At 71.6% G+C, this 26,662-nt stretch carries 31 protein-coding genes; 5 read left to right on the top strand and 26 right to left on the bottom strand.

Annotated elements, in window-relative coordinates; genetic code table 11:
- Nucleotides 1–63 precede the first annotated feature (63 nt).
- On the top strand, nucleotides 64–1,350 hold the full coding sequence (locus FHS23_RS10305; RefSeq protein WP_183652288.1) for a hypothetical protein: 1,287 nt from the start codon (nucleotides 64–66) through the stop codon (nucleotides 1,348–1,350).
- A 192-nt stretch (nucleotides 1,351–1,542) separates the two neighbouring features.
- Here the strand turns inward: FHS23_RS10305 and FHS23_RS10310 are convergent, their stop codons facing one another.
- On the bottom strand, nucleotides 1,543–2,115 hold the full coding sequence (locus tag FHS23_RS10310) for a MerR family transcriptional regulator (RefSeq protein WP_183652291.1): 573 nt from the start codon (nucleotides 2,113–2,115) through the stop codon (nucleotides 1,543–1,545).
- A gap of 234 nt (nucleotides 2,116–2,349) precedes the next feature.
- On the opposite strand from FHS23_RS10310, the gene FHS23_RS10315 reads away from it, so the two are divergent.
- Nucleotides 2,350–3,018: a TetR/AcrR family transcriptional regulator gene (locus FHS23_RS10315; protein WP_183652294.1), complete on the top strand. Its 669-nt coding sequence runs from the start codon at nucleotides 2,350–2,352 to the stop codon at nucleotides 3,016–3,018.
- Between the two features lie 104 nt (nucleotides 3,019–3,122).
- Here FHS23_RS10315 and FHS23_RS10320 read toward each other — a convergent pair whose 3' ends face one another.
- From FHS23_RS10320 to rpmB, 19 genes are all read right to left on the bottom strand, one after another.
- Nucleotides 3,123–3,596, bottom strand: a complete 474-nt coding sequence (locus tag FHS23_RS10320; protein ID WP_183652297.1) for a bifunctional nuclease family protein — start codon at nucleotides 3,594–3,596, stop codon at nucleotides 3,123–3,125.
- A gap of 293 nt (nucleotides 3,597–3,889) precedes the next feature.
- Nucleotides 3,890–4,666, bottom strand: a complete 777-nt coding sequence (gene ftsR, locus FHS23_RS10325; RefSeq protein WP_183652300.1) for a transcriptional regulator FtsR — start codon at nucleotides 4,664–4,666, stop codon at nucleotides 3,890–3,892.
- A complete protein-coding gene (garA, locus tag FHS23_RS10330) occupies nucleotides 4,663–5,115 on the bottom strand; it encodes a glycogen accumulation regulator GarA (protein ID WP_183652303.1) in 453 nt (150 codons plus the stop codon). The genes ftsR and garA overlap by 4 nt, the downstream gene beginning before the upstream one ends.
- 138 nt (nucleotides 5,116–5,253) lie before the next feature.
- A complete protein-coding gene (gene gcvH, locus FHS23_RS10335) occupies nucleotides 5,254–5,646 on the bottom strand; it encodes a glycine cleavage system protein GcvH (RefSeq protein ID WP_246381917.1) in 393 nt (130 codons plus the stop codon).
- Nucleotides 5,647–5,850: 204 nt separating this feature from the next.
- Nucleotides 5,851–6,417 (bottom strand): cardiolipin synthase ClsA, encoded by a 567-nt coding sequence (gene clsA / locus FHS23_RS10340; RefSeq protein ID WP_183653767.1) that lies wholly within the window; start codon nucleotides 6,415–6,417, stop codon nucleotides 5,851–5,853.
- A 441-nt stretch (nucleotides 6,418–6,858) separates the two neighbouring features.
- A complete protein-coding gene (locus FHS23_RS23720) occupies nucleotides 6,859–7,059 on the bottom strand; it encodes a hypothetical protein (protein ID WP_183653769.1) in 201 nt (66 codons plus the stop codon).
- Between the two features lie 290 nt (nucleotides 7,060–7,349).
- On the bottom strand, nucleotides 7,350–9,074 hold the full coding sequence (locus tag FHS23_RS10350) for an AMP-binding protein (RefSeq protein ID WP_183652306.1): 1,725 nt from the start codon (nucleotides 9,072–9,074) through the stop codon (nucleotides 7,350–7,352).
- Between the two features lie 43 nt (nucleotides 9,075–9,117).
- Nucleotides 9,118–9,966 (bottom strand): crotonase/enoyl-CoA hydratase family protein, encoded by an 849-nt coding sequence (locus tag FHS23_RS10355; RefSeq protein WP_425501109.1) that lies wholly within the window; start codon nucleotides 9,964–9,966, stop codon nucleotides 9,118–9,120.
- Nucleotides 9,967–10,090: 124 nt separating this feature from the next.
- The gene (locus FHS23_RS10360; RefSeq protein ID WP_183652312.1) at nucleotides 10,091–10,360 is read right to left on the bottom strand and encodes an HPr family phosphocarrier protein; all 270 of its coding nucleotides are present in this window, start codon (nucleotides 10,358–10,360) and stop codon (nucleotides 10,091–10,093) included.
- Nucleotides 10,361–10,381: 21 nt separating this feature from the next.
- Nucleotides 10,382–11,953, bottom strand: coding sequence for a PTS fructose transporter subunit IIC (locus FHS23_RS10365; protein ID WP_183652315.1), 1,572 nt, complete (start codon nucleotides 11,951–11,953; stop codon nucleotides 10,382–10,384).
- Nucleotides 11,950–12,402 (bottom strand): PTS sugar transporter subunit IIA, encoded by a 453-nt coding sequence (locus FHS23_RS10370; RefSeq protein WP_183652318.1) that lies wholly within the window; start codon nucleotides 12,400–12,402, stop codon nucleotides 11,950–11,952. The genes FHS23_RS10365 and FHS23_RS10370 overlap by 4 nt, the downstream gene beginning before the upstream one ends.
- Nucleotide 12,403: 1 nt before the next feature.
- Nucleotides 12,404–13,348, bottom strand: a complete 945-nt coding sequence (locus tag FHS23_RS10375) for a hexose kinase (RefSeq protein ID WP_183652321.1) — start codon at nucleotides 13,346–13,348, stop codon at nucleotides 12,404–12,406.
- On the bottom strand, nucleotides 13,345–14,106 hold the full coding sequence (locus FHS23_RS10380; RefSeq protein ID WP_183652324.1) for a DeoR/GlpR family DNA-binding transcription regulator: 762 nt from the start codon (nucleotides 14,104–14,106) through the stop codon (nucleotides 13,345–13,347). The genes FHS23_RS10375 and FHS23_RS10380 overlap by 4 nt, the downstream gene beginning before the upstream one ends.
- 517 nt (nucleotides 14,107–14,623) lie before the next feature.
- A complete protein-coding gene (cobA, locus tag FHS23_RS10385) occupies nucleotides 14,624–15,871 on the bottom strand; it encodes a uroporphyrinogen-III C-methyltransferase (RefSeq protein WP_183653772.1) in 1,248 nt (415 codons plus the stop codon).
- A 38-nt stretch (nucleotides 15,872–15,909) separates the two neighbouring features.
- Nucleotides 15,910–16,362: an ankyrin repeat domain-containing protein gene (locus FHS23_RS10390; RefSeq protein ID WP_183652327.1), complete on the bottom strand. Its 453-nt coding sequence runs from the start codon at nucleotides 16,360–16,362 to the stop codon at nucleotides 15,910–15,912.
- Nucleotides 16,363–16,466: 104 nt separating this feature from the next.
- Nucleotides 16,467–16,697 (bottom strand): 30S ribosomal protein S18, encoded by a 231-nt coding sequence (gene rpsR, locus FHS23_RS10395; RefSeq protein WP_183652330.1) that lies wholly within the window; start codon nucleotides 16,695–16,697, stop codon nucleotides 16,467–16,469.
- Nucleotides 16,698–16,707: 10 nt separating this feature from the next.
- Complete coding sequence (rpsN, locus tag FHS23_RS10400) at nucleotides 16,708–17,013, bottom strand: 30S ribosomal protein S14 (protein ID WP_183652345.1); 306 nt, start codon at nucleotides 17,011–17,013, stop codon at nucleotides 16,708–16,710.
- Nucleotides 17,014–17,089: 76 nt separating this feature from the next.
- Nucleotides 17,090–17,257 carry a 50S ribosomal protein L33 gene (gene rpmG / locus FHS23_RS10405; RefSeq protein ID WP_183652349.1) on the bottom strand — a complete coding sequence of 56 codons (168 nt, stop codon included), beginning with the start codon at nucleotides 17,255–17,257 and terminating at the stop codon, nucleotides 17,090–17,092.
- A complete protein-coding gene (rpmB, locus tag FHS23_RS10410; protein WP_183652352.1) occupies nucleotides 17,257–17,493 on the bottom strand; it encodes a 50S ribosomal protein L28 in 237 nt (78 codons plus the stop codon). The genes rpmG and rpmB overlap by 1 nt, the downstream gene beginning before the upstream one ends.
- 103 nt (nucleotides 17,494–17,596) lie before the next feature.
- On the opposite strand from rpmB, the gene FHS23_RS10415 reads away from it, so the two are divergent.
- Nucleotides 17,597–17,860: a type B 50S ribosomal protein L31 gene (locus FHS23_RS10415; protein ID WP_183652355.1), complete on the top strand. Its 264-nt coding sequence runs from the start codon at nucleotides 17,597–17,599 to the stop codon at nucleotides 17,858–17,860.
- On the opposite strand, the gene FHS23_RS10420 is transcribed toward FHS23_RS10415, so the two are convergent.
- The 4 genes from FHS23_RS10420 to FHS23_RS10435 form a co-directional block, all read right to left on the bottom strand.
- Nucleotides 17,827–19,335, bottom strand: coding sequence for a pyridoxal phosphate-dependent decarboxylase family protein (locus tag FHS23_RS10420; RefSeq protein WP_183652358.1), 1,509 nt, complete (start codon nucleotides 19,333–19,335; stop codon nucleotides 17,827–17,829). The two genes, FHS23_RS10415 and FHS23_RS10420, sit on opposite strands and share 34 nt — an antisense overlap.
- Entirely contained in the window at nucleotides 19,332–20,684 is a 1,353-nt protein-coding gene (locus FHS23_RS10425) for an MFS transporter (RefSeq protein WP_183652361.1), read from the bottom strand. Before FHS23_RS10425 ends, FHS23_RS10420 begins: the two co-directional genes overlap by 4 nt.
- A gap of 91 nt (nucleotides 20,685–20,775) precedes the next feature.
- A complete protein-coding gene (locus FHS23_RS10430; RefSeq protein ID WP_183652364.1) occupies nucleotides 20,776–21,795 on the bottom strand; it encodes an LLM class F420-dependent oxidoreductase in 1,020 nt (339 codons plus the stop codon).
- Nucleotides 21,796–21,921: 126 nt separating this feature from the next.
- A complete protein-coding gene (locus FHS23_RS10435; protein WP_183652367.1) occupies nucleotides 21,922–22,983 on the bottom strand; it encodes an oxygenase MpaB family protein in 1,062 nt (353 codons plus the stop codon).
- Nucleotides 22,984–23,071: 88 nt separating this feature from the next.
- On the opposite strand from FHS23_RS10435, the gene FHS23_RS10440 reads away from it, so the two are divergent.
- Nucleotides 23,072–23,683, top strand: a complete 612-nt coding sequence (locus tag FHS23_RS10440; RefSeq protein WP_183652369.1) for a TetR/AcrR family transcriptional regulator — start codon at nucleotides 23,072–23,074, stop codon at nucleotides 23,681–23,683.
- A gap of 54 nt (nucleotides 23,684–23,737) precedes the next feature.
- Here FHS23_RS10440 and dmpG read toward each other — a convergent pair whose 3' ends face one another.
- Together dmpG and FHS23_RS10450 are read right to left on the bottom strand one after the other, a co-directional pair.
- On the bottom strand, nucleotides 23,738–24,766 hold the full coding sequence (dmpG, locus tag FHS23_RS10445) for a 4-hydroxy-2-oxovalerate aldolase (protein WP_183652372.1): 1,029 nt from the start codon (nucleotides 24,764–24,766) through the stop codon (nucleotides 23,738–23,740).
- Nucleotides 24,763–25,698 carry an acetaldehyde dehydrogenase (acetylating) gene (locus FHS23_RS10450; RefSeq protein ID WP_183652375.1) on the bottom strand — a complete coding sequence of 312 codons (936 nt, stop codon included), beginning with the start codon at nucleotides 25,696–25,698 and terminating at the stop codon, nucleotides 24,763–24,765. Before FHS23_RS10450 ends, dmpG begins: the two co-directional genes overlap by 4 nt.
- A gap of 115 nt (nucleotides 25,699–25,813) precedes the next feature.
- Between FHS23_RS10450 and FHS23_RS10455 the strand changes: the two genes are divergently transcribed.
- Nucleotides 25,814–26,587, top strand: a complete 774-nt coding sequence (locus FHS23_RS10455; protein WP_183652378.1) for an IclR family transcriptional regulator — start codon at nucleotides 25,814–25,816, stop codon at nucleotides 26,585–26,587.
- Nucleotides 26,588–26,662: the final 75 nt, after the last annotated feature.

The following is a 26,662-nucleotide window of genomic DNA, read 5'->3' on the forward strand; positions in this document are numbered from 1 at the left end:
TGGTTACGTTTTTGTCACGTCGACAGAGTGTGATCGGCACTCCGTGCAGGTGAGAGGACGCGAATGGGGCGGCACTACAGAGCCGACGATCCGGCTCCCGGGCAGCCTGATCCGCTGCGCAAGGCGAGACAGGCCATCGGCGGAGCGAACACGGGCGGCGGCACGCCGGACGACTGGTTCCGCGATACGACGACGCCGCCTGCGGCCTACCGCAGCACGCCCGGCTATGCACCGGCCCCGGACGACGTCCTGTCCACGTCACCCGCGATGCACCCCGTCGCGCCGCGCCGCACGGCCGACGAGAGCGCGACCGAACTGACCACTCGCCTCGATCCCGTCCCACCCGCCGGACCGACCTCGGCCCACGACAGCGCAGGCCACGACACGAGCCCGGCGACGCCCGATCGTTCCACGGCCACGGAGCGGCCCCCGCACCCCCGGCCGCGGCCCGACGGCCGCCCCCGCTTCCACGGCGCCGGTCACGCCGCGGGCGAACACCCGCCCGCGGCGGCGCGCCACGACGCCGCGCCCTCCGACCGGGCTCACGACACCGGTACGGACGACCACGATGCGCACGCCGCGCAGGCCGCCGCGAGCTCTCGCGACACGACGCCCGGCCGAACGACCGACACCGACCGTGACCCGGTCACGTCCACCGGCGGGCGCCGCCGCGTCACCTCGACAGGCAGGCACAGCACCGTCAGCGCCACGGGCGGCCACCGTGCCGTCACGTCCACGGGCCGGCACGGCACGGTCACGTCGACGGGCAGCCACCGCGCAGTGGACAAGAAGCCGAAACGCAGGGTCGCGGCATGGCCCGTGGCCTGCGGAGTGCTGGTCGTACTCGTCGTGGCGGGTTTCTTCGGCTGGAACTGGGCCGACGGGGTCCTGTCGAACCGCGCCGAGGCCCAGGCCGCGGCCTGCCAGGAGGGCCGGTCGACGCTGCGGGTGGCGACCGACCCCGCCGTGGCCGAGCCCGTACAGCAGGCCGCCAAGGCCTGGAACGACGACGACACGGTGGTTCACGGGCACTGCATCACCGTGAAGGTGCAGCCGGGCACCTCGCAGGTGGTGTACGGCGACCTGACCGGCAATCGGACCCGCGGCACTCCCGGCGCCTGGATCATGGCCGACACGAAGTGGGCGGACCGGCTCGGCTCGGAGCAGCCCGACCGCATCGGCGCGTCGCCGGAGAAGATCGCCTCCGGCCCCGACGGCACGTTCACCTACGTCAGCCTCGCAGGCGACGGCGTGGACACCGTGCAGCAGCGGGCTGCCCAGTCCTTCCGCTCGCACCTCACCTCGCCGCAGCAGCAGAAGCGGTTCGAGCAGGCCGGCTTCACCGGCTGACCGGTCGCCTCCCGGCCTGTTCGTGACGAGCTCCCCAGGCTGGGCGCCTCGCGCCGAGGCGAGAACCGGAACGGCCCGCCGTATAGGACGTTATACGAAATGCGGATCACAGACGGCGGCGCCCGGACACTCCATGAGCGTTCGGGCGCCGCGTGCGTCGTAGGTCGAGTGGCCTACTCGTGAACGGATCGCTCAGCCGGTACGGCGGGCGTTGCGTCGCTGCGACAACTCGTCTGCCGCCGCGGGCGTGTCGAGCTCGCCACCGTCGGCCCGTTCGGCCGGGAACTCGTGCAGCGAACCACTGATCTCCTGCATCGCCCCGCTGACAGCGATGCCGAACACACCCTGACCGCCCTGAAGCAGATCGACGATCTCCTCCGGCGACGTACATTCGTAGACGGTCGTCCCGTCGGAGAACAGGGTCACCCGGGCCAGGTCGCGCACTCCCCTGCCGCGCAGGTGGTCGACCGCGACGCGGATGTTCTGCAGCGAGATACCCGTGTCGAGCAGCCGCTTGATGATCTTGAGGACCAACAGGTCCTTGAACGAGTAGAGCCGCTGGGAGCCCGAACCGTGCGCAGTGCGGATACTCGGCGCGATCAACTTGGTGCGCGCCCAGTAGTCCAGCTGGCGGTAGGTGATACCGGCGATCTGACAGGCCGCTGGACCACGGTAGCCAACCAGCTCATCCGGCAGCGAGTCGTCAGGGAACAGCGCTCCCTGCTCGCCACCGTCGATGCCCCTGATCGGACTGTCGTCGACCACGCATGCCTCCTCTCGCCCGGCCGCGCGGCCGACGAAACAAGACCGCCGGCCCGGATGGGCCGACCGGTACGACTACGCCCGTGCGGCCCGGTCGCCGGCCACGGCGCGTTTCGTCGCTCTTCGAACGGTATGCCTGCCCCACGGGGCGGTCAACGCGACGCGCGGACGCCGTGGCGACATCTCGACCGGATTACCCGCTTGCGATGTTTTACCCACCCGAGTAATTTGTTACTCATGCAGGTAACTACTCCACCCGATGACACGTCCGGCGCCGACGGCAGCGACCTCAGCACGTTCGGCGCAGGAGCCGGCCTCACCCCCACCGAAGACGTCCGGCGCAGGCAGATCGTCGACGCCACCATCGCCGTACTCGCCGAACTGGGCTACGCCAAGACGTCCTTCGCCCGCATCGTCGAACGGGCGGGGCTGTCGAGCACGCGGATGGTCTCCTACCACTTCGCCGGCAAGAACGACCTCGTCCAGGCGACCCTCGGCACGATCATCGACCGGCAGGACGCGTTCGTCGCCGAGCGTCTCGGCGACGAGAAGGATCTCCGACGGCTCCTACTGGGCCAACTGGCCGCGGAGGTCGCGTTCGTCGCCACCCACCCGCGGGAATCGACCGCGCTCGTCGAGATCGCCTCCCATGCCGGGACGGCCGACGACGCGGACATCTCGCCGCATGTCGTGTACGCGGTCCGAGTGGGCAGGCTCGAGCGCCAACTCGTCCAGGGCAGGCGCCACGGTGTGTTCCGCGACTGCGATCCGAAGGTGATGGCACTCGCCATGCGGCAGGCGGTCGACGGCGTCACCCTCCGGCTCCGACGGGAACCGGATCTCGACCTCGACGCCTACGGCCGCGAACTCGGCGAGCTGTTCGACCGGGCTGTCCGGGCGGACTGAAGCATCGGGCTCGCGCACCACGTCGGCGGGCCGGCGGCATCGGGCGCCGGCAGCGCCGCAGGTGCGGAGCCCGGCGGTGTTCGCGATCTCCGTTGCGGTGCCGACTACGTGTCAGCGCCGCGGAAGTCCTCCGGCGAGACGGAGTCGAGGAACTCGCGGAACTTCTCGACCTCGTCCTCCTGCTCGTCCGGAATGATCAGGCCCGCTTCGTCGAGCACGCCTTCCTCCGCGTGAATCGGCACGCCCATGCGGAGCGCGAGGGCGACGGAGTCGCTGGGCCGTGCGGAGACCCGGACGTCCCCGTCGAACACGAGCTCGGCGAAGAAGGTGCTCTCCTGCAGGTCGGTGATGACGACCTGTTCGAGTTCACGGCCGAGGCCACCGATGACGTCCTTGAGCAGATCGTGAGTCAGCGGACGGGCCGGCCGCACGCCTTGCTGTTCCAAGGCGATCGCGGTCGCCTCCACCGAGCCGATCCAGATCGGCAGGTACCGCTCGCCTTCCGTCTCCCGCAGCAACAAGATCGGCTGGTTCGCGGGCAGCTCGACCCGGACGCCGACGACGCGCATCTCGCTCATCGGGCTTCGCCTCCCTCTCTGCGCGCGGGCTGCAACGCTTCGCAGTGGATCATCCGTTCGGCCGGCCCACGCGAAAACTCCGCGCGGACACCGCCGACGCTACCCGCCATCGCTGCGCTGTGCTCGCTTCTCACTCTCGCCGGCCCGGTCTCTTCGAGCCCGCCTTCAACCGTACGTCATCCCGGGGGCTCCACCGAAGCTTCGCCGCCCGGCTTCTGAATCCGTGGCCGCCGCACTGCTCCGTCCGAACGTGTCCCGGCCGCCGAACGCCGTCCCCACCGCCGCCGACGGCCTCACCCGTGGGTCATCCCCCGGATACCCGCCTTGACGAGGAGCGTGTGCAACGTGACCGACAGTGCCGCCAGCTCCCGGACGAGCTCGTCGCCGCGTTCGCGGGCGCCGTCGTCGCGATGCCGGTACACCGGCGCCGCGACCTGTTCGAGCAACCCGACCTCACGATCGGCCGAGACCCGCAACGCGCGCAGGTGCCGCGGTTCGATGCCGAACGCACCCATCGCGGTGACCGTCCTCGCGATGGCCACGGCGTCGGCGTCGTAGAACCCGCCCGCACCGGGTTTGATCAGCCCGTACTGGTCCAGTTCCGCGAGCAGCTCCTCGTCGATCTCTGCCTCGGCGAGCAGTCGCTCCCGGGACAGTCGGGACGGGGCCGTGACCGCGAAGTCGTCCGCCGTCGGCGCCGGAGCATCGGTGTCGGGGGTGTCGAGCGGAACCAGCCGTGGCGGCCGGGGCTGTGATGCGGGTCCCGCCTCGCCTCTCGGATCACCGTCCGGCTCCAGAGCCGCGCCGCGGTCCGCGGCGTCCAACTGCTCCTTGATCACCTTCAGAGGCAGGTAGCGATCACGTTGCGCCGTCAGAACGAAGCGGAGCCGTTCCACGTCGGCGGTCGTGAACTGACGGTAGCCGGACGGCGTGCGAGCGGGCCGGACCAGGCCTTCGGATTCGAGGAACCTGATCTTCGAGATCGTCACCCCGGGGAAATCCGTGCGCAGTTGCGCCAGCACGGCCCCGATGCTCAGCCCCTCGCGTGGTTGCCGTCCGGCAGCCGTCACTGCGCCCCCTGGCCTCCGGTCAGGAACACCAGACGGAACTTGCCGATCTGCACTTCGTCACCACCGGCGAGGACGGCCTGGTCGACCGGCTCGCGGTTGACGTACGTGCCGTTGAGGCTGCCGACGTCGATGACCACGAAGGAACCACCTTCGCGGCGGAACTCCGCGTGCCTCCGGGACACGGTGACGTCGTCCAGGAAGATGTCGCTGTCGGGGTGCCGGCCCGCGCTCGTCGTGTCGCGGTCGAGCAGGAATCGCGACCCCGCGTTCGGGCCCCGCTTGACCACCAGCAACGCCGAGCCCGCGGGCAGCGCGTCAACGCCGGCCTCCTGCGGCTCCACCGCCGGCGCCTCCTGCCCCTCCCCTTCCGACAGGAAGTCCGCCCGGAACACGGAGGTCTTCTCCGGAGCTCCCTCCGGGGGAATCTCGGGCCCGTCGTTCGTGCTCACCTGAGCTCTCCTTACGCACTGACAGTGTGTCGCTTGGCTTTCTCACCGCCCGTGGTCGCGAAACCGCAGGCGGCCATGAAACCTGGTGCGCCTCAACGTACCGCGCGGGCGACCGCACGCAATGCCCGGGCTCCCCGATCAACTCCCGGTCAGGCGCTGGTATGCCTCGGCGTCGAGCAGCCCCTCGAGAGTGTCCGGATCAGCGACACGGAGCTCGACGAGCCAGCCCTCGCCGTAGGGGTCGCCGTTGATCAGCTCCGGCGTGGCGGTGACGGCGTCGTTGGCCGCGATGATCTCGCCGTCCAGCGGGGCGTAGATCTCGGACACGCTCTTGGTCGACTCGACCTCGCCGAACGTGTCACCCGCGGCCACCTCGGTGCCGGGCTCCGGGAGATCGACGAACACCACGTCGCCCAGCTGGTCCTGGGCGTACTCGGTGATGCCCACCCGCACGACGCCCTCGCTCCGTTCGGCGACCCATTCGTGGTCCTCGGTGTAGCGCAGTTCCTCGGGTGTGGACTGTGCAGCCAAGGTTCGTTCCCCTTTCACTCCCTACGTGGCCACGAACGAGGGGAATCGTCGCACGGAGCCGCGGCCTCGTCAGGCCGACACCGGGCGCCCGGCTCCGCGCACTCGGTCCTACGGGCCCGCCGCACCGCCACCGCTCGTCTCGCGGCACCGGGCCCGCCGACCCGGGTGCGGCACCTCATCCCCACCGTGTCAGTCCCCACCGGGTCATTCCCTCACGGCGCCGGTCCCGTCACGACCTCGCGTGACGGCCAGCACGGTCTGGGCGACGTACAGCGCGCCCGACCACAGGTAGAGCGCGCCGCCCCAGATCGTGAACGCGTACGCCAGCGGTGCGGCGATCGTGGCCGCGGTCGAATCGCCCTGGACCAGCAGGAGCAGCGGGAAGGCGTACATGAGGACGAAGGTGGCGCCCTTGCCGACGTAGGTCACTTCCGGTGGTTCGAACCGGTAGTGCCGCAGGATCAGCAGGCACACTCCACCGGCGGCCTCGCGCAGCAACAGCGCGGCGACGGCCCACCACGGGATGATGTCGCGCAGCAGGAACGCCACGAGCGTGGCGACGATGTAGAGCCGGTCCGCGGCCGGGTCGAGCACCTGCCCGAGCCGGCTCATCTGGTTCAGCCATCGCGCGAGCTTGCCGTCGAGCCAGTCGGTGAGCCCGCTGAACACGAGAATCGCCAGCGCCCAGCCATCGGCGTGCGGCCCGAGCAGCAGCCACAGGAACACCGGAACGCCTGCGAGTCGCAGTACCGACAGCAGGTTCGGTGCCATCACCGCCTGTCGCAGCAGTGAGGGTTCGCCTGCCCCCGGATCGCCGCCGGACGCCGTCGTCACCCCAGCGCCGCCCGACACCGCGGTACCGCCCGGCACCCCACGGCCGCCCGACACAGCGCGACTCGAAACCCCAGCGCCACTCGCGACTCCAGCGCCACTCGACACCCCCGAGTCCCCCGTGCCTGCCGCCCCGTCTTCGACATCGGCGGACCGGCCCGCCACCTCGTCGCGGCCGTTCCGCCCCGCACGCTGCCCCTCCGCGTCGTTCACGCACTCACCGTATCGAGTCGTCGGACCCGGCGGGTGCGGCCGTGGTCAACCCGTCCGCGACCGGCACGCCGGTACCCGCACGCGAGCTCGGACCGGAGAGCGAGGTCGGGACCGACGTCGGAACCGAGGTCGCGGCCGTGGGCCGCGGTGAGTGGTGCCCTCGGCCCGTCACCGGGCGCGGTGGTAACTCCATCCGCGGCGACGGAGCTCGTCGCCCGTGAGCGCCTGGGGCCTGCCGTGGCGATCCATGCCCATCCACCGCGGGCGGCCCGCCGCGCTCTCCAGCACGTACGGCCTGCCCTGGCTCCACACGACGGTGCACGGCGTGGTCGGCGGCGCAGTCGTGTGCCGCCGAGCCGGTGCCTGCAGCGGCGCGGTGCTCTGCTGCGAGGACGGGAGTTGCCGCGGGGCGGTGTTGTACCGCGCCTCGGTGTTGTACCGCGCCTCGGTGTCCTGCCGCGGCGCGGTGCTCTGCCTCGCGGCGGTGGCGTGCCGCTCCGCATCGGCGGCCCGGGCGGTGGGGTGCTCACTGTCGTTCATCACCGTCGTTATCGGCACGTGACCCGCCGGCGTTAACCGCTCGCCGCACGGTTCACCCGTCCGCGACGCGCCCGCCTTCTGTCCACTGTGGACATCGAGGCGGGCCGGTCGGCGTCCGATCAGCCCTTCAACCCCGGGAAGTCGTCGTCGCGGAACTCCCCCGCCGGACGGTCGGTGGCGTCGTTCTCCCTGCCGCGCAGTTCGACCCGGCGGATCTTGCCGGAGATCGTCTTCGGCAGCTCGGCGAACTCGAGCCTGCGCACCCGCTTGTACGGCGCGAGGTGCTCACGGGTGAACGTGAAGATGCGCTCCGCCGTCGCCTCGTCGGCGGCGTGCCCGGAGGCCAACACCACGTACGCCTTCGGCACCGCCAGGCGGATCGGGTCCGGAGCGGGCACGACGGCCGCCTCGGCGACCGCCTCGTGCTCCAGCAGCACGCTCTCCAGCTCGAACGGCGAGATGCGGTAGTCCGAGGCCTTGAACACGTCGTCGGTGCGGCCGACGTAGGTGATGTAGCCGTCCTCGTCGATCGAGCCGACATCGCCCGTGTGGTAGTAGCCGTTCGCGAACGCCGTGGCCGTGCGATCCTCGTCGCCCGCATACCCGACCATCAACCCGGTCGGCCTGCGCGACAGGTCCAGGCACAACTCGCCCTCGGTGGCCGGCTCGCCGCTCGCCGGGTCGACCAGCACGACGTCGAAGCCCGGCACGGCCCGTCCCATCGACCCCGGCTTGACCTCCTGGCCCGGGGTGTTGGCGATCTGCACCGTGGTCTCGGTCTGGCCGAACCCGTCACGGATCGTCACGCCCCAGGCGTCCCGCACCTGCTCGATGACCTCCGGGTTCAACGGTTCACCCGCGCCGACGACCTTGGTGGGCGGCGTCGGCAGCGTGCTCAGGTCGGCCTGGATGAGCATCCGCCACACCGTCGGCGGGGCGCAGAAACTCGTGACGCCGCACCGCTCCAGCTGGGCCAGCAGGGCGTCGGCGTCGAACCGCGAGTAGTTGTAGAGGAAGACCGTGGCCTCGGCGTTCCACGGTGCGAACACGTTGCTCCAGGCGTGTTTCGCCCAGCCCGGCGAGGCGACGTTCAGGTGCACGTCGCCGGGCTCGAGGCCGATCCAGTACATCGTCGACAGGTGCCCCGCCGGGTACGACACGTGCGTGTGCTGCACCAGCTTCGGCTTCGCCGTCGTGCCGGACGTGAAGTAGAGCAGCAGCGGATCGGCCGCCTGTGTCGGCCCGTCCGGGGTGAACGCGTCGTCGGCGGAATAGGCGTCGCCGTACGACAGCCAGCCACCGGGGCGCTCTCCGACGGCGATGCGCGTGTAGTCGCCCGGCACGTCGGTGAACTTCTCCGCGTCGGCCGACCGCGCCACCACGTGCCGCGCCTCTCCGCGGTCGACACGGTCCCGCAGATCGGCGGGGCCGAGCAGGGTAGTCGCCGGGATGAGCACGGCGCCGAGCTTGATGGCGGCGAGGATCGTCTCCCACAGCTCGACCTGGTTGCCGAGCATGAGGATCATCCGGTCGCCGCGCCGCACGCCCTGGGCGCGCAGCCAGTTCGCCACCTGGTTCGACCGCCGCGACAGCTCGGGGTAGGTCCAGCGGCCCTCGGTGCCGTCCTCCTCGACGATCCACAGCGCGTAGCGCTCGGCGTTGGCCGGGTCCGCCGCCACGCGGTCGAACCAGTCGAGCGCCCAGTTGAACTCGGTCAGCTCGGGCCAACGGAACTCCGCGCGGGCCGTGTCGTAGTCCTCCCGGTGGGCGACCAGGAAGTCCCGGGCCCGACGGAACTCGTCGTGACCCGCGTTCGGGTGGGCGGTGTGGGCCTCGTTGCTCACGTTCGTGCTTCTCCTCGTTCGTGCCGGTTCCGCTGCCGCGCCGCTATTCGCCGGTGAAGTGGGGCGGGCGCTTCTCGAGGAATGCCTGCACCGCCTCACCGAGGTCCTTGCTGGGCAGGAACGCCGCGTTCCACGCGGACACGTACCGCAGCCCGGCGTCGACCTGCTGCTCGGTGCCCATGGACAGTACGTCCTTGATCCCCCGCACCACCAGCGGAGGATTGGCCGCGAGCTCGGCGCCCAGCGCACGGGCGGCGGCGAGCAGCGCGTCGCGGTCGGCGTAGGTGTCGTTGACCAGTCCGATCCTCTCGGCCCGCGCGGCGTCGATGTCCTTGCCCGTGAGGGCGAGCTCCCGCAGGTGGCCCTCCCCGATGACGGCGCCGAGCCGCTGCAGACTGCCGATGTCGGCGACGATGGCGACCTTGACCTCGCGCACGCTGAACCGCGCGTCGGCGCTGGCCAACCGGATGTCGGCGCCGGCGATGAGGTCGACGCCGCCGCCGATGCACCAGCCGGCGACCGCGGCGACGACGGGCGTCCGGCACTTGGCGACGGAGCTGACGGCCTCCTGCATCGTCCGGACCTCGTCGAGGAACCGCGTACGCGGACCCGCCTGTGCGTCACCGGCGAGGAACTCGGACCAACCCGGCAGCATCGCGTTCAGGTCCAGGCCGTACGAGAAGTGCTGGCCGCTTCCGGTCAGCACGATCGCCCGCACGTCGGGGTCGGCGTCCAGGGCACGGAAGACCAGCGGCAGTTCGCGCCAGAAGTCCGGGCCCATCGCGTTGCCCTTGGCGGGACCGAGGAGCGTGACCTCGGCGACGTGACCGTCCCTGCGGACGTCGAAGGCGACCAGGTCGTCGGGCAGTTCTGCGGTGTGCGCGGCGTTCATGGCCGTCATCCTCGCTCACTCCCCCGCCACCACCGACAGGGCCCACCCGGACCGGCCTGCCGCCGTGTCGGCCGGCGTCGGGACGGCGCGGGCCGACGCGGCGGATCGCCACCCGGCCCGCGCTTCACGCCCCGTCGTGATCGGTGGCGACGACCTCGGCGAGTTCGTCCAGGACACGCTCGGCGTCGGGCCCGTCGGCGCGCAGGACGACCTCGTCGCCGTTGCGGGCACCGAGCCCGATCACCGAGAGCACGCTGCGCGCGTCGACCGGATCGGCATCGGCTTTGCCGATCGTCACCGGCACCGGCTGGCTCGCCGCCGCCTTGGCGAACACGGCAGCGGGCCTGGCGTGCAGGCCCACCGCCGAGCCCACGGTCACGTGACGTTCCACCATCAGGTGCTCCTTCCGTTGCGGCTACCCCTGCCGGGCGCCGACGAGTCCGTGTACCGGTGCCCCGGCCGGGTCGTCCCGCCGGGCGGGCCGCTCGCGGCGGCCGAGGAAACTCTTGGCCGCGACGAGGCAGCCGCAGGTGACGACCATGCCGGCGGCGACGGCGACGAGATACAGCAGCGGCGAGCCGACCAGTCCGAGCACCCAGATCCCGCCGTGCGGTGCGGGCGAGGTGGCGCCGAACGCCACGACGAGCGCACCGGTCGTCGCACTGCCCGCCATCAACGACGGGATCACGCGCAGCGGATCGGCCGCGGCGAACGGGATGGCGCCCTCGGTGATGAACGACAGCCCGAGCAGCCAGGCGGCCTTGCCCGCGTCGCGCTCCGCACGCGTGAACAACCGTCCACGAACGACGGTCGCGAGCGCCAGCCCCAGCGGGGGCGTCATCCCGGCCGCCATGACCGCCGCCATGATGACGGTGTCCCCACTGGCCAGTGCCGCGATGCCGAACGTGTAGGCGACCTTGTTCACCGGGCCGCCCGTGTCGAAGGCCATCATGAGGCCGAGCAGACCCCCGAGCAGCCACGCCGTACCGCCGGAGAGCCCGGCGAGCCAGTCCGTCATCCCGCTCTGTGCAGCGGCGATCGGTTCGCCGACGACCACGAGCATCAACAGGCCCACCACGAAGCACGCCACGAGCGGGATGACCACGACCGGCATCACCCCGGCCACACCCCGCGGCACCCTGATCCGCTTCAACCCCATGACGACGAAACCCGCCAGCAGACCGGACACGAGGCCGCCGAGGAACCCGGCGCCGATCGCGCTCGCCAGCAGCCCGCCGACGATGCCCGGCGCGATACCGGGCCGGTCGGCCATGCCGAACGCGATGAACCCGGACAGCACCGGAACGAGCATGTCGAACGCCGTGGAGCCGACCTTGAACAGCACACCCGCGATCCCCGCCTCGCCGAGGAGGTCGGACGGGTCGGAGATGCCGTCGTAGTGCACGCCGCGGAAGTCTCCGCCGTCGACCACGGCCGCGATCTCGGCACCGCCGATCAGGAACGCGATCGCGATGAGAATGCCGCCGGCCGCGACGAACGGGATCATGTAGCTCACGCCGGTCATCAGCCACTGGCGCACCCGCGTGCCCGCCCCGGTGTGCGCTTCGACCGCGCGCTCCGGTTCGGCTGCCGACGGGGCCGATTCCGGCACGCCTGCCGACTCGGCCTCGGTCCCGGCGTGGGTCCCGGCCTCCCTCCCGGCCTCGGCGGGCGCCACACCGGACCGGACGGCGGTCGTGGCCTGCTCGATGAGCGCGGCGGCATCGTTGATCGCGGCCTTCACACCCGCCGTGACCTGTGGCTTGTCCGCGAACCGCTCACGGTCGCGCACGTCGACGTCGGCGGCGAACACGACCGCGTCGGCGGCCGCGATGTCGTCGGCACCCAGCGGGGCCGAGCCGGCCGAGCCCTGCGTCTCGACGGCGATCTCGTGCCCGGCGGCCGTCGCGGCCTGTTCGAGGGCTTCGGCGGCCATGTAGGTGTGCGCGATGCCGGTGGGGCACGCCGTGACGGCGACGAACTTCATTGTCCGAACACCTCCTCGCGGACGAGCCGCACGACGGACTCCGCGTCGGAGGCGTCGAGCAGCGACTGGCGGAACGACTGGTGCATCAGGCGCCGCGCGAGCGCGCCGAGCACGGTGAGGTGCTCATCGCCGCCGCCCTCGGGCGCGGCGATGAGGAAGATCAGGTGTGCCGGGCCGTCCGAGGCGCCGAAGTCCACACCGGACTCGCTACGTCCGAAACCCAGTGTGGGTTCGGTGACGTGCGCCGACCGTGCGTGCGGGATGCCGATGCCACCTTCGATGCCGGTGGGCATCTGCGCCTCACGTTCGCGCAGGTCGGCGAGGAATCCGTCGAGATCGCCGACGCGGCCCGCGCCGGCCAGCCGCTTCGCGAGGTCGGCGGTGACCTCCTCGCGGTCGCTGCCGTGGAGATCGAGGTCGACGAGTTCGGCGGTGATGAGTTCGGCCATGTCAGCGCTCCTGTTCGAGTACGCGGTCGCCGTCGACCGCGGGGTGGATCGTGACGCCGACACGGTCGACGTCGGGCGGCGCCGGCATCCGGCTGCCGGCGAGCCCGGTGGCGGCGGCGCCCCAGGCGAGCGCCGGGCCGAGCGCGTCCCTCCCGCCGCCGGCGGCGAGGAACCCGGCGAGCAACGCGTCCCCTGCGCCCACGCTGCTGCGGGCGGCGTGGACGGGCGCCTCGCCGTGGAGGACGCCGCGGGCGTCGGCGAGCACGGCGCCGTCGGGACCGAGGCTCGCGAGCACGGTCCGCGCCCCGCGGGCCCGCAGCACCTCGGCGGCCCGGGCGGCGTCGCCGAGGGTGCGGACGGGAACGCCCGCGCACGCCGCGAGCTCCTCCCGGTTCGGTTTGACCAGGTCGGGCTCGGCGCCGAGGCACCGCGCGAGTGCGAGACCCGACGAGTCGACGGCCACGCGGGCACCTGCCGCATGCGCCGAGACGACCAGCCGCGCATAACAGTCGTCGGCGGCCTCAGGCGGCAGGCTGCCGCACCCTGCGATCCAGGTCGTGTCGTGACCGCACGCGGCGAGCGTGGCGTCGAGCAGGGCGTTGAGTTCCGTGTCCGTGCACGCCGGCCCCGGCAGGTTGAGCTTGGTGACCGTGCCGTCCGGCTCCGCGAGCGTGATGTTGGTACGGGTCCCCTCGGCAACCGGCACCGCGTGCACTGCAACGCCCTGCTCGTCGAGCAGCTCGGTGAGCCGCGCGCCCTCGGCACCACCCGCGAGCAGCACGGCGGCGGTCTTGCGGCCGTGTGCGGCGAGCGCGCGGGAGACGTTGACTCCCTTGCCGCCGGGGTCCACATGCGACCGCTGCGCCCGTAGCACCTCGCCGCGGCGCAGGGACCCCACTTCGACGGTGTGGTCGATGCTCGGGTTGGGGGTCATGGTGACGATCACGACCGCACCACCTCGGGCCCTGCTGCGGCGAGCTGTTCCTCCAGTTCGGGAGCCAGTCCGCTGTCGGTGACGATCACGTCCGCATCGGAAAGGTCGCCGAAGCGCGCGAGACAGTCGTTGCCTGCCTTCGTGTGATCGGCGAGCACGACCACCCGGCGGGCGGCGTGGATCATCGCCCGTTTCACCGCGGCCTCGCCGGTGTCAGGGGTGGTCAGGCCACGTTCGGCCGACATGCCGTTGGTGCCGAGAAAGGCGACGTCGACGTAGGTGTCGGCGAGTGCGCGCAGCGTCCAGTCCTCGACCGCCGCCATCGTGCGGCCCCGGACCTTCCCTCCCAGCAGCAGGACCGTCAGCTGCGGCCGTACCGCCAGCGACGCGACGAGCGGCACCGCGTTGGTCACGACGGTCAGCTCACGATCGCTGGGCAGGATCTCGGCGAACCGCGCGGTGGTGGTGCCCGCGTCGAGCAGGATCGAGCCCTCGTCGGGCAGTTCGGCGAGGGCGGCCTTCGCGATGCGCTCCTTCTCGGCGGTCAGGACCGCGTCGCGGTCGGCGAGGCCGGGCTCGAACCCGAGCCGTTCGACCGGGATCGCGCCCCCGTGCACGCGGCGGAGCAGGCCCTGCCGTTCGAGGACGGTGAGGTCCCGCCGGACCGTCTCCGTGGTGACGTCGAAGTCGGCGGCGAGCTCGGCCACGTCGGCGCGCCCCTCGGCGCGGGCCCGCTCGGCGATCTTCCGCTGACGCTCCTGTGCGTACATGTGGCTTTCCTTGCCGGTTTGCTTTGGTTTAGTTGGTTATATGTGGGTTACGGGCGCATGTCAACCGTCAACGCAGTACGAACTCCAACACCGGACGCCGTGTTGCTGGTTCGAGAGCGCGCGTGGCAGACACGCGGGCGGGTGATGCGGGTCCGTCGAGAGCACGCGTTGTGGATCCGGGGGCTCGTGATGCGGATCCGGGCGTCATGGACCGGCCACCGACCACAACGACGCGACCACAACGACGCGGGGAGAACGGGGCCGTACAAGGACGGGGCCGTGAAGTGACAAGACGGGCACGGCGAAGAAGTAGGCGCGGCACAGTCGGCCCGGCGCTGGACGGGGGCGGGCGAGCCCGTCCACGGCGACGGGCACCGCGCTCAGGCGGGGATCACGGTGGCGGCGCGTGCATCGACGGGCGTCGCCCGTGAGCCTCCTGCGGGTACGTGCCGGACGCACCGTCGTACCGGCAGGAGACCTCCGGGGTCAGCCTGTCACGCCGTCGACTGCGCCGCGGTCAGGACTCCTGGCCGAACAGGTCGACGACCGGACCGATCACCGTCACCGCAGGCGGGCGCATGCCCTCGCGGGCGGCGTCGGCACCGATCTCCTTCAGCGTCGAGCGGAGCACCTTCTGCCCTGCCATCGTGCCGTCCTGGATCATCGCGACCGGGGTGTCGGCGGGCCTGCCCGCGGTCATCAGCGCATCGGCGAACCGGTCGATCCGCTCGACGCCCATCATCAGCACGATCGTGCCCCGCATGCGGCCGAGCGCGTCCCAGTCGGTCAGCGACGTCTCGTGGTCCGGCGGCACGTGCCCGGAGACGACGACCACCTCGTGGGTCACGCCGCGGTGCGTCACCGGCACGTCGGCCAGCGCCGGGACGGCGAACGCACTGGTGATGCCGGGCACGACCGACACCTTCACGCCGGCCTCCGCGCAGGCGAGTAGTTCTTCGAAACCGCGGCCGAACACGTACGGATCGCCGCCTTTGAGGCGGACCACGAACCGGCCGGCCTTGGCGTTGTCGATCAGCGCGCTGTTGATGACGTCCTGACTGGCCGCGCGGCCGTACGGGATCTTCGCCGCGTCGATCACCTCGACGTGCGGCGGCAGTTCGTCGAGCAGATCACGTGGTGCGAGCCGGTCGGTGACCACCACGTCGGCGCGCGCGAGCAGCCTGCGACCGCGCACGGTGATCAGCTCCGGGTCGCCGGGGCCGCCGCCGACCAGCGCGACCCCGGGTTCCGGTCTGCGGTCGTCCTCCCCCTCGCCCTGGCCGTAGCCGCGCCCCGGGTCCGCGGCGGCTCCGGAGCGGAGCGCGTCCAGGAGACCGTCGCGCACGACGGCGGAACGCTGGGGCTCACCACCGGACAGCACGCCCACGAGCACGCCGTCGTTCTCGCCCGCCGCGGGCGTCACCGCACTGCCGTCGGGCCCGGAATCCGCGCGGACGCAGAACATGCGCCTGCGGTCGGCCTCCGCGCACACGGCGGCGTTGACGTCCGCGTCGTCCGTGCACGCCAGGGCGTACCAGGCGTCGGCGAGATCGCCGTCGGCGTACTCCCGCCGGGTCCAGGTGATCTCGCCCTCGTCCGCCATCGCTCCGACCGACGGGGTGGTGTCCGGGGACACGAGTTCGATGACGGCCCCGGCCTTGACCAGCCGTGGCAACCGTCGCTGAGCGACGGTGCCGCCGCCCACGACGACCACACGCCGCCCGGTGAGGTCGAGTCCGACCAGGTAGTGCTCCTCCTGCGCCATGCCAGTCAGCATGACGGCACCCTTTCAGGTCCGTGCGCTCAGGGCCTACGCAACGTGAGCAGTTCCTCTGCGCCGAACATCCGCGCGGTCTCCACCGCGGTCGGCTGTCCCGCTTCCGGATCGGCACCGCCGCCGAGCAGGGCACGCGCGACCTCCGCCTCGCCCTTGAACACGGCGCCTGCCAGAGGGCTCTGGCCGCGGTCGTTGAGCCGGTTCGGGTCGGCACCGCGGCGCAGCAGTGCGGCGACCGTCCCGGCGTGGCCGTGGTAGGCGGCGAGCATCACGAGGGTGTCGCCACTGTCGTTGGACAGGTTCACCGGAACGCCGGCGTCCACGTATGCGGCCAGTGTGTCGGTGTCGCCGTGACGGGCGAAGTCGAAGACGCGTCCCGCGAGTTCGAGCAGTTCGGGGTCGATCTCGGTACCGGCGGCGTGCGGCCGCTCGGTCGCCTCGGTCCGGCCGGGCGCGGGATCCGGATGCCGCTCCGTCATGGGGCCAGGGTGGCACGTTCCGGGCCGGAACGCTCGGCGCCGGAACGTGCCCGCCTGGCCCGCGGCCACGCCGCGGTCTTCACCGCCTCGACCTGCGCGGGTTCTCAGCCCTTCTTCACCGGATACGGCAGCAGCGCCATCTCACGCGCGTTCTTGATCGCCCTGGCGACGTCCTTCTGCTCCGCCGGGGTCAGGCCCGTGATGCGGCGGGCTCGGATCTTGCCGCGGTCGGACAAGAACTCGCGCAGCAGCGCCGTGTCCTTCCAGTCGACGTGCTCGACGCCTTCGGCGCGCAGCAGGTTCCGCTTGCGGCGCTTCTGTGGTGCCGGCTTCACCGATCTCCTCCTACCAGCTCGACTTGCTCACGCCGGGCAGCTCGCCCCGGTGTGCCATCTCGCGCAACCGGATCCGGGACAGCCCGAAGGCGCCGTAGTAGGCCCGCGGGCGGCCGTCGACGGCGTCGCGGTTGCGGATACGGGTCGGGCTCGCGTCGCGCGGCATCCTCTGCAGCTCCGCGACGGCCACGGCCTTCTCCTCCGGGGTGGACCGGGGCGAACGGATCGCCTCCTTGAGCTGTGCGCGGCGTTCGGCGTGACGCGCGGCGACGACCTTGCGCTGTTCGTTCTTCGCGATCTTCGACTTCTTGGCCATCACGGCTCCTCGGTGCTCTGCGGGACACCCACACCCGGCCGCGCCGACGGGCCGGAGGCTTCGCGAGGGTGGCTCATCAGCGCTCCTCCCTGAACTCGACGTGCCTGCGCGCGACCGGGTCGTACTTGCGCAGCACCATGCGGTCCGGGTCGTTGCGCCGGTTCTTGCGCGTCACGTACGTGTAGCCGGTTCCGGCGGTGGAACGAAGCTTGACGATCGGGCGCACATCGGTGGTGCTCGCCATCAGAGCTTCACCCCTCGCGCGCGCAGGTCGGCCACGACGGCGTCGATCCCGCGCTTGTCGATCGTCTTCATGCCCTTGACCGACACCCGCAGGCGCACCCAACGGCTCTCGGACGGAACCCAGTACCGGCGCGCCTGGATGTTCGGTTCCCAGCGGCGCGAGGTACGCCGGTGTGAATGCGACACCTGCTTGCCGTAGCCCGGCGCGCGACCGGTGACCTGACAGATCGCCGACATCGACCCTCCCTAGTTGGTGTTGATAATCGTTTTCATTTACAGTACACGGCATGGCCGCTCCGCAACGAACGCCCCCTGGGCCGGCCATTCGACAGGAGGAACGATGAAGCCCGACATCCATCCCGACTACCACCCGGTGGTCTTCCAGGACGCCAACACCGGTGACCGGTTCCTGACCCGGTCGACGGCCACCTCGGAACGCACCACCGAATGGGAGGACGGCAACACTTACCCGCTGGTGACCGTGGACATCAGTTCCGCGTCGCACCCCTTCTGGACGGGCACGCAACGGATCATGGACACCGCGGGCCAGGTCGAGAAGTTCCGCCGTCGCTACGGCGACGCATCGGCCGTGCGGGGCCGGTAGAGCGTCCCGAGGAACTCGGCGAGCAGCCGCTCGCGCAGCCGCGGCGACGCGGCCGCCAGCATGGCGTTGATCCCGGCCATCCGGTCCGGCAACCGCATCGGTCGGCCGGGATCCCCGCTCTGTCCGTCACCGTCCTCATCGCGGCCCGCGCCGAGACCCGCCGCGGCGAGCAGACCCGCGAACTGCTCCGGCGTGAGCGCCTCGGGGTCGAGGGCTCCGATCAGTGCCCGCAGGTCGTCGTCGATCGTCACCGGCCCCGCGGCCACGGCCGACATCACGGCCTCGCGCATCGCCGTCAGCAACGCGTCCTCGTGGCCGCGGTTGGCGGCGGTCACCGTCAGGTGCAGGTTCGCGGGCGATGACTCGTACGGGAACTGGGGTTGCACGTACCAGCCGCGGGCGGCCAGCTCGTCGGCCACCGTGAACACGTCGAACCCCGGTTCCCCGTCGAGCGCGACCGCGAGCAGCGTCGAGTCGGGTTCGCCGAGCACACGCAGTCCGTCGATCGCCGTGATCCCGGCCCGGATCGCCTCGGTCGCCGCGCGCGCCGTGCGGGCGAGGGCGGCGTAGCCCTCGTCGCCGACGTGCCGGACGACCGCCCACGCCGCCGCGAGCGGGCCACCCGACCTGGTCGACTGCAGCGTGGGGTTGAGCATCGTGTACCCGGGCCAGTCGGCGCTGGCGAAGTAGTGGCCGCGGCGCAGCTGCGCGTCGGCGTGGAGCAGCACGGACACGCCTTTCGTGCAGTAGGCGTACTTGTGCAGGTCCACCGACAGGCTCGTGACTCCGGGGACGGACAGGTCGAACGCGGGCGCACGGGTGCCTGCCACGTCCCGGTGCAGGTACGGCAACACCCAGCCGCCGATGCACGCGTCGACGTGCAGGCGGACACCCCGTTCGCGGGTCACCGCGGCGATCTCGGGAATCGGATCGACGACCCCGTGGGCGTACGACGGCGCGCTCGCGACGACGAGCACCGTCGTGTCGTCGATCGCCGCGGCCGTCGCGTCCGCGTCCGCCCGGAAGGTCACGGGGTCCACCGGCACGCTCACCACACGGACACCGAACAGGTGGCCCGCCTTGCGGAACGCGGCGTGCACCGTCGACGGGACGACCATCGACGGGTCGGCGACGTCCGGCCGACCCTCGCGCGCCGCCAGCACGGCCAGCAGACACGACTCCGTGCCGCCCGACGTGACCGTGCCGACCGCGGCCTGCCCTCCGCCCAGCAGGTCGATCGCGGCACCGACGAGGTCGTTCTCCATGCGCAGCAGACTGGGAAACGCCGTCGGGTCCAAGCCGTTGGCCGAGGCGGCCGCGGCGTGCGCCCGCGCCGCCAGCGCGTCGAGATCGCCGAGACCGCTGTCGTAGACGTAGGCCAGCGTGCGGCCGCCGTGCGTCGGTGCGTCACCGGCCCGCAGCCGGGTCAGCTCCGCGAGAACCTCGTCGCCGCCGGGGCCCACGCCGGGAATCATGCACCGCCCCCTCCTGCCGTGGCCGCGGCATCGGCGTCACCGCCGGGACGGCGGTCCCCCAGCACGCTGCGCCGCAGCAACGGCAACGCCAGCGCGACGAACACCGCGGGCAGTGCGGAGAAGCCGACGGTGATGGCCGTGATCGCGCTCTCGGGCTGGGTCGCCACCGACTGCCCGCTCGAGACGTACCCGCCGATCGAGAGCACGAGTCCGAACAGGCCGGGGCCGACGGCGAGCCCGAGCGTCTCGGCCGCCGTCCAGACGCCCGCGGTGATCCCGGCGCGGGTGGCACCGGTGCGTTCCTCCTCTGCGGAGATCAGGTCCGGCAGGATCGCCAGCGGGAACACCTGGATCCCCGCGTATCCCACACCCGCGAGCGCGACGAACACGAACACCAACGGCGTCGCCATCGCCGGCGAGAACGCCAGGGCGCCGAGCGCGGCCGCCAGCAGTGCCGACGAGACGCGGAAGCCCGTGAGTTTGCCGCCGCTGCGGCCGATGCGGTCCCACACCGGCATGACGAGCAACGCCGGGCCGACGAACCCCGCGAAGAGCGCCGACTGCAGATCGGGATCACCGAGGACGTACCGCGCGACGTAGTTGACACCGGCCAGCAGCGTGGCGACGCCGAGTGCCTGCAGGAAGTAGACCGCCAGCAGCCACCGGAACGCGCGCCAGGACCGCATGGTGGCGAGCAGTTCGCGCCACCCCGGCGTGGGCTCACGCAGCCTGCCGACGGGCGCCCCGCGTGTACCGGCGTAGACGGCGACCGCGCCGAGCGCGATGAGCACGCCGACGAACACGCCCATGACGCGATAGCCCGCGGCGCCGCCGAGCCCGCTCGCGATGGCCGGTGCGACCGCGCCCGACACCAGGATGGCGAGTGCCAGCACAGCGATCCGCCAGGTCGTCAGCCGCGTCCGCTCGTGGTAGTCCTCGGTCAGTTCCGCGGGCAGCGCGTTGAACGGCACCTGGAAGAAGGCGAACGCTGTGGCGCACACGAAGAACACGACGACGACGTAGGCGGCGTCCGCGGCCGTCGAACCGAGTCCGGGCCCCGCGAACAGCGCGGCGAAACACGCGGCCAGCACCAGGCCGCCGACCACCAGGAACGGCCTGCGGCTGCCGTGTCTGCGCAGCGCGCTGTCCGAGATCCGCCCGGCGACCGGGTTGAACAGCACGTCCCACGCCTTCGGCAGCAGCACGATCGCACCCGCCACGGCGGCGGGCACGGCCATCGTGTCGGTCAGGTACGGCAGGAGCAGCAGCCCCGGCACCGTTCCGAACGCGCCCGTCGCGAACGACCCGAGCGAGTACCCGAGACGAGTCCTGGTCCCCAGCGCCGACATGCTCCTCCTCGGACGGTGCGCGTGGAGGAATCGTGCCACCCCCGCACCGTCACCCGGATGCGACCCCGGCCCACACCGAGGCCACACCGCGTCACCCGAGCACGTCGGCCACCCGGCGCAGCATCGCGGCGTCACCGCGCACGAGCAGCGTGGTCACGACCGTCTCCTCCCACGCCTGCAGTTCGTCCCGGATCTTCGCGGGCGGCCCGATGAGCGAGGTGTCCTCGACCAGCGACGTCGGGATCGCCGCCGTGGCCTCCTCCTTGCGGCCCGCCAGGTACAGGTCCTGCACCGTGTCGGCCACGTCGGCGTAGCCCATGCGCGCGAACACGTCGTGGTGGAAGTTCACGTCCTTCGCACCCATGCCGCCGATGTAGAGCGCCAGCGACGGCTTGATCATCGACGCGGCCCGCTCGACATCGTCGTGCACGATCACCGGCACCGACGCGGCGACCTCGAAGCCCTCCGGCCGCCGCCCGCGCGCGGCGAACCCCTCGTCGAGGGCCGCTCGGTAGAACGCGTCGCTCCTCGGGGAGAAGAACAGCGGCAGCCAGCCGTCGCAGATCTCCGCCGACAACGCCACGTTCTTCGGCCCCTCGGCGGCCAGGTGGATGGGGATGTGGGGCCGCAGCGGGTGCACGGTGGACTTGAGCGGTTTACCCAGGCCGGTGCCGCCCTGCAGCGGCAGTTGGTACTGCCTGCCGTCGTGCACGACCGGCGCCTCGCGCGCCACCACCTGACGCACGATGTCGACGTACTCGCGGGTCCTGGCGAGCGGCCTCGGGTACGGCCGGCCGTACCAGCCTTCGACGACCTGGGGCCCGGACGCGCCGAGTCCGAGGACGAACCGGCCGCCCGATAGATGGTCGAGCGTCATCGCCGCCATCGCCGTGGCCGTCGGCGTACGGGCCGACATCTGGATGATGTTGGTACCGAGCGTGACGCGGGAGGTCGCCGATCCCCACCAGGCGAGCGGGGTCAGGGCGTCGGAGCCGTAACCCTCGGCGGTCCAGACCGAGTCGAACCCGAGTTGTTCGGCCGTCGTGACCGCCTCGAGCGCACCCTCCGGTGGGCCCGACGACCAGTATCCGAGGTGGTAACCCAGCTTCACGTCGCATTCTCCTTCAGCCGCACTGTCGTCGGATGCCGCCTGTCTCCGGTGGTCCTGTCTCCGGTGGTCCTGTCTCCGGTGGTCCTGTCTCCGGTGGCGCTGTTGCCCTTCCGGGCCGGGTCGTCGTCAGCTCGCGGGCCGGTGTTCGGCGGGCACGTAGTGGATGGGCCGCGACCGCTCGGCCACGGGCGGCAGGTTCCGCGGCGGGGTCTCGGCGGTGGGGGTGCCTGCCGGGTCCATGCCGAGCGCGCGCCGCCAGCCCGCCCGGGCCCGCGGATGGTATCGACGCTGCCACGGGACGAACCGGAACGCGACCCCGATCGCTTGTCCCACCAGCCGGTGCAGTCGCTCGTCGCGCGGCGACCACGAGTAGCCGAGACGTGCGCGTACCGGTTCGTCGTACATGCCGACCGTCAGCCACACGAAGCTGCGATGCACGAGCGGCCGGACGAGTGTCCACACGGGACGCGGCAGCCACGTCAGCAGTGGTGGCCTGCCGATCCGGGAGATGTCGAGGACGTCGCGGGTGGCCTTGTTGTCCTCGAGCACCTGGCGGCACATGTGGTCCCAGTACTCCTGGAAGTCCTCCCACGTGTCCGGCACCGGGCGCATCGACATGCCGTACATCCGGTACCAGCGCTTGTGCTCGTCGAACAGTTGCCGGCGCTGCGGTTCGGTGAGCCCGCCCATGAAGTTCTCGGCGATGATGATCGTGCTGACGAAGAACGTCGCGTGCGCCCAGTAGAACGTGCCGGGGTTCAGGGCGTGGTAGCGGCGGCCGAACCGGTCGGTGCCCTTGATCGTGTCGTGGTAACCGCGCACCTCGAGAGCCGTGGCGTGGGCACGCGGCCCGTCGTAGATCACCCCGCCGATCGGGTACAGCGAGCGGAACAGCCGTTCCCAGCGTTCGTCGAAGAATCGGGAGTGCTGCTCGACCCCGGCACCGAGTTCGGGGTGCATGTTCTGCATGCTGCCCGCCCACAGCGCGATGAGCAGTCCCCGCCAGTCGCCGAAGATCCGCCAGGTCAGCGAGTCCGGTCCGAGCGGCTCGGGACCGTGTCCACCGGCGGCGTGCGAGGCGGCCGCGTCCGCTTCGCACGCCGGCGCCGCCGGCTGTACCCCCGCGGAGTCCTGTGCGGACGGTTCTTGCGGGGACGGCACGCCGTCGCGCGACCCGCTCTGCGTCATCGTCGACTCCAAGGTGACTACGACCGTTGTCAGCTTCACCGGTCACGGTACGGTTGACAACGTTCGTGGTCAATCGAGGGAAGCTGACATGACTGCCGAAAGCCGCACCTGGGCGGGCACCACCCTGGCCGACCGCAAGGCCGGCCGGCGACGCCGACTGCTGGACTCCGGGCTGACCTTGCTCGGCGCCGAGGACGGCACCGCCCTCAGCGTGCGCGCCGTCTGCCGTCACAGCAGGCTCACCGAACGCTACTTCTACGAGAACTTCGCCGACCGCGACGAGCTCATCGTCGCGGTCTACGACGAGCTGGTCTCCGAGGCCCACCGCGTGCTCGTCGACGCAGTGGCAGCCGCACCCGCCGACGACCGGCCCGCCCGGGCACGGGCAGCCGTCACCACCTTCGTCGAGCTGATCATCGACGACCCCCGCAAGGGCCGGGTGCTGCTGCTCGCACCGCTCACCCACCCGGCGCTGAGCCGCAGTGGCGTGCAGCGTATCCCGATGTTCGCCGGATTGGTCCGCGACGAGCTCTCCGCCAACGTCGACGAGGAGGACCGCGCGATGACCGCCACCGCGCTGGTCGGCGGGCTCGCGAACCTGTTCACCGCCTACCTCGACGGCACGCTCGACGTCGGCCGCGAGCGGCTCGTCGGCCACTGCGTCAAACTGGTCCTCGGCATCGACGCATTGCACAGCTGAGCGTTGCACAGCTGAGTCCTGCACAGTCGAGCGCTCCACGGCCGAGTCCACCGCTCACGCGCCCGCGACGTTCTTCTTCTCCTCGACCAGTTCGAGCGCGATGTCGATGATCATGTCCTCCTGGCCGCCGACGTAGCGGCGCTCGCCGACACGGTAGAGGATCTCGTGCGCGGGCACGCCGTAGCGCTCGGCCGCGCGCTCGGCGTGGAGCAGGAAGCTCGAGTACACCCCGGCGAAGCCCTGCACGATCGAGGAGCGATCCATCACCGGAAGCCGCGTGATGAACGGCTTGACGACGTTGTCCGCCGCGTCCATCAGCGCATCCTTGTCGACGCCCGTCTCGACGCCGAGTCGTTCGAACGTCGCGGCCAGCACCTCGGTCGGCGAGTTGCCCGCGCCGGCGCCCAGTGCGACGAGCGAGCCGTCGATCTGGCGGGCACCCGCCCGGTGGGCCAGCACCGAGTTGGCCACACCGAAGCTGAGGTTCTGGTGCCCGTGGTAGCCGACCTGCGCGTCGTCGCCGAGTTCGGCCACCAGAGCGGCGACCCGGTCCGAGGCGTCCTCGAGGATCAGCGCACCCGCGGAGTCGACGACGTACACGCACTGGCAACCGGCGTCGGCCATGATCCGGGCCTGCTTCGCCAGCATCTCCGGTTCGGCCATGTGCGAGAGCATGAGGAACCCGACGGTCTCGAGTCCGAGTTCCCGGGCTGCGGTGAAGTGCTGCACCGACACGTCGGCCTCGGTGCAGTGGGTCGCGATGCGCACCGCGCCCGCGCCGAGATCCGCCGCGGCGCGCAGGTCGGTCACCGTGCCGAGCCCGGGCAGGAGCAGCACCGCGATGCGTGCCTGCAGCGCCTCCTCGACGGCCGCGGCGATCAGCGTGCGTTCGTCGACGAGGGAGAAGCCGTAGTTGAACGTCGACCCGCCGAGGCCGTCGCCGTGGGTGACCTCGACGAGCGACACCCCGGCCTCGTCGAGCGCCCGCACGGTGTCGCGCACGTGTTGTTCGGTGAACCGGTGCGCCATGGCGTGGCTGCCGTCGCGCAGGGTCGTGTCGACGATCCGGACCGGGGCCGTCATGCGTGCACCGCCTTCTTCTCGGGGCCGCTGTTCGGGTCGAGGAGCCGCTCCGCCATGAGCTCGCCGACGCGCGCCGCCGCGGCCGTCATGATGTCCAGGTTGCCGGCGTAGGCCGGCAGGTAGTCGCCGCCACCCGCCACTTCGAGGAACACGCCCACCCGGGCGCGGCCGTTCCAGTCGGGCCGCGGGTCGTCGAACTGCGGCTCGGCCTTCAGCGTGTAGCCGGGCACGTACTCCTGCACGCGCCGAACCGTGTCGTGAATGGACTGTGCGACGGCCGCACGGTCGGCGTCCGGGTCGATCGCGCAGAACACCGTGTCCCGCATGATCATCGGAGGTTCCATCGGGTTGATGATGATGACCGCCTTGCCGCGCCTTGCCCCGCCGACGACTTCGATTCCGCGCGCCGTCGTCTCGGTGAACTCGTCGATGTTGGCACGCGTACCGGGGCCGGCCGACCGCGACGACACGGACGCCACGATCTCCGCGTACGGCACGTCGGTGACGCTGCTGACGGCGTGCACGATGGGGATGGTCGCCTGCCCGCCGCAGGTGATCATGTTCACGTTGGGCACCTCGAGGCGTTCCGGCGGGTGCACGACGGGGCATGTGAACGGGCCGGTCGCTGCCGGCGTCAGGTCGATCGCCCGGATGCCGGCCTCGGCGTAGCGCGGAGCGGCGGCCAGGTGCGCCTTCGCCGACGTCGCGTCGAACACCAGGTCCGGCATCTCGTCCCTCTCCAGCAGCCAGTCGACACCGCCCGCCGAGGCCTCCACGCCGAGCGCCTCCGCGCGGGCGAGGCCCTCCGAGGCCGGATCGACGCCCACCATGTACCGCACGTCGACCAGGTCGCTGCGCTGCAGTTTCGCGAGCAGGTCGGTGCCGATGTTGCCGGGGCCGACGATCGCGGCCACCGCTCGAGGTGTGGTCATGGGGATGACGCTGCGGCACCGCATACGCCAGGATCAACGTATGTGTCCCGCTCATCGGAACAACGCGTCACCTTCGGACTCGGGCGGTGCCGGCGCGTCGCCCGCTCCGGAAGGCATGACACCGTCCGGCGCCCCGCCCGCGACCGCCGGCAGCGACGGCGTCGCGTCCACGGCCGCCCGGGTGGCGGCGTTGCTCTCGGCGTTCCGGCCCGGCGACGAGGCGCTGGGCGTGTCCGAACTGGCCCGGCGCACGGGCGTACCGAAGTCGACCACGCACCGGCTCGCCGCGCACCTGACCGACCAGGGACTGCTCGAGCCGGCGGGCAGGGGCAGGCTGCGGCTCGCACTGAAACTGTTCGAGATCGGCCAGCTGGCCGCGGCCCAGCGGGGCCTCGTCGACGCGGCCCGGCCGTACCTCGCCGATCTCCGCGAAGCGACCCGCAACACCGCGCACCTGGCCGTGCTGGAGGGGACCGAGGTCGTCTACCTCGACATCCTCCGCGGACCCGACGCGCCGACGCTGCCCTCCCGCGTGGGCGGCCGGTTTCCCGCGCACGCCACGTCGGTCGGCAAGGCCATCCTGGCGTTCTCCTCGCAGTCCGTTGTGGACGGTGTGGTGACCGCGGGACTGCCGCGGATCAGCCCGCGGACCGTGACCGCGCCCGGGATCTTCCGCACACAGCTGGCGACGATCGCGCGCGACGGAATCGCTTACGACCGCGAGGAATCCGGGGTCGGAGTGGTCTGCGCCGGCGCGCCGCTGCTGGGCTCGGACGGGACCGCCGTCGGCGCGCTGTCGCTGTCCGGCTGGACCAACCGGATGCGACTCGACCGTGTCGCCCCCGCCGTCCGCACGGCTGCGCTGGCCCTCTCCCGCCTACTGCCCTGAGCACGAGTGCCGAGGTACCCGCAACCGCACCGACCGACGCCGCCTCACCGACCGAAGCCCCGCCCCACTTAGGGT

The sequence above is a fragment of the Prauserella isguenensis genome (assembly GCF_014191605.1).
Classification (GTDB): Bacteria; Actinomycetota; Actinomycetes; order Mycobacteriales; family Pseudonocardiaceae; genus Prauserella; species Prauserella isguenensis.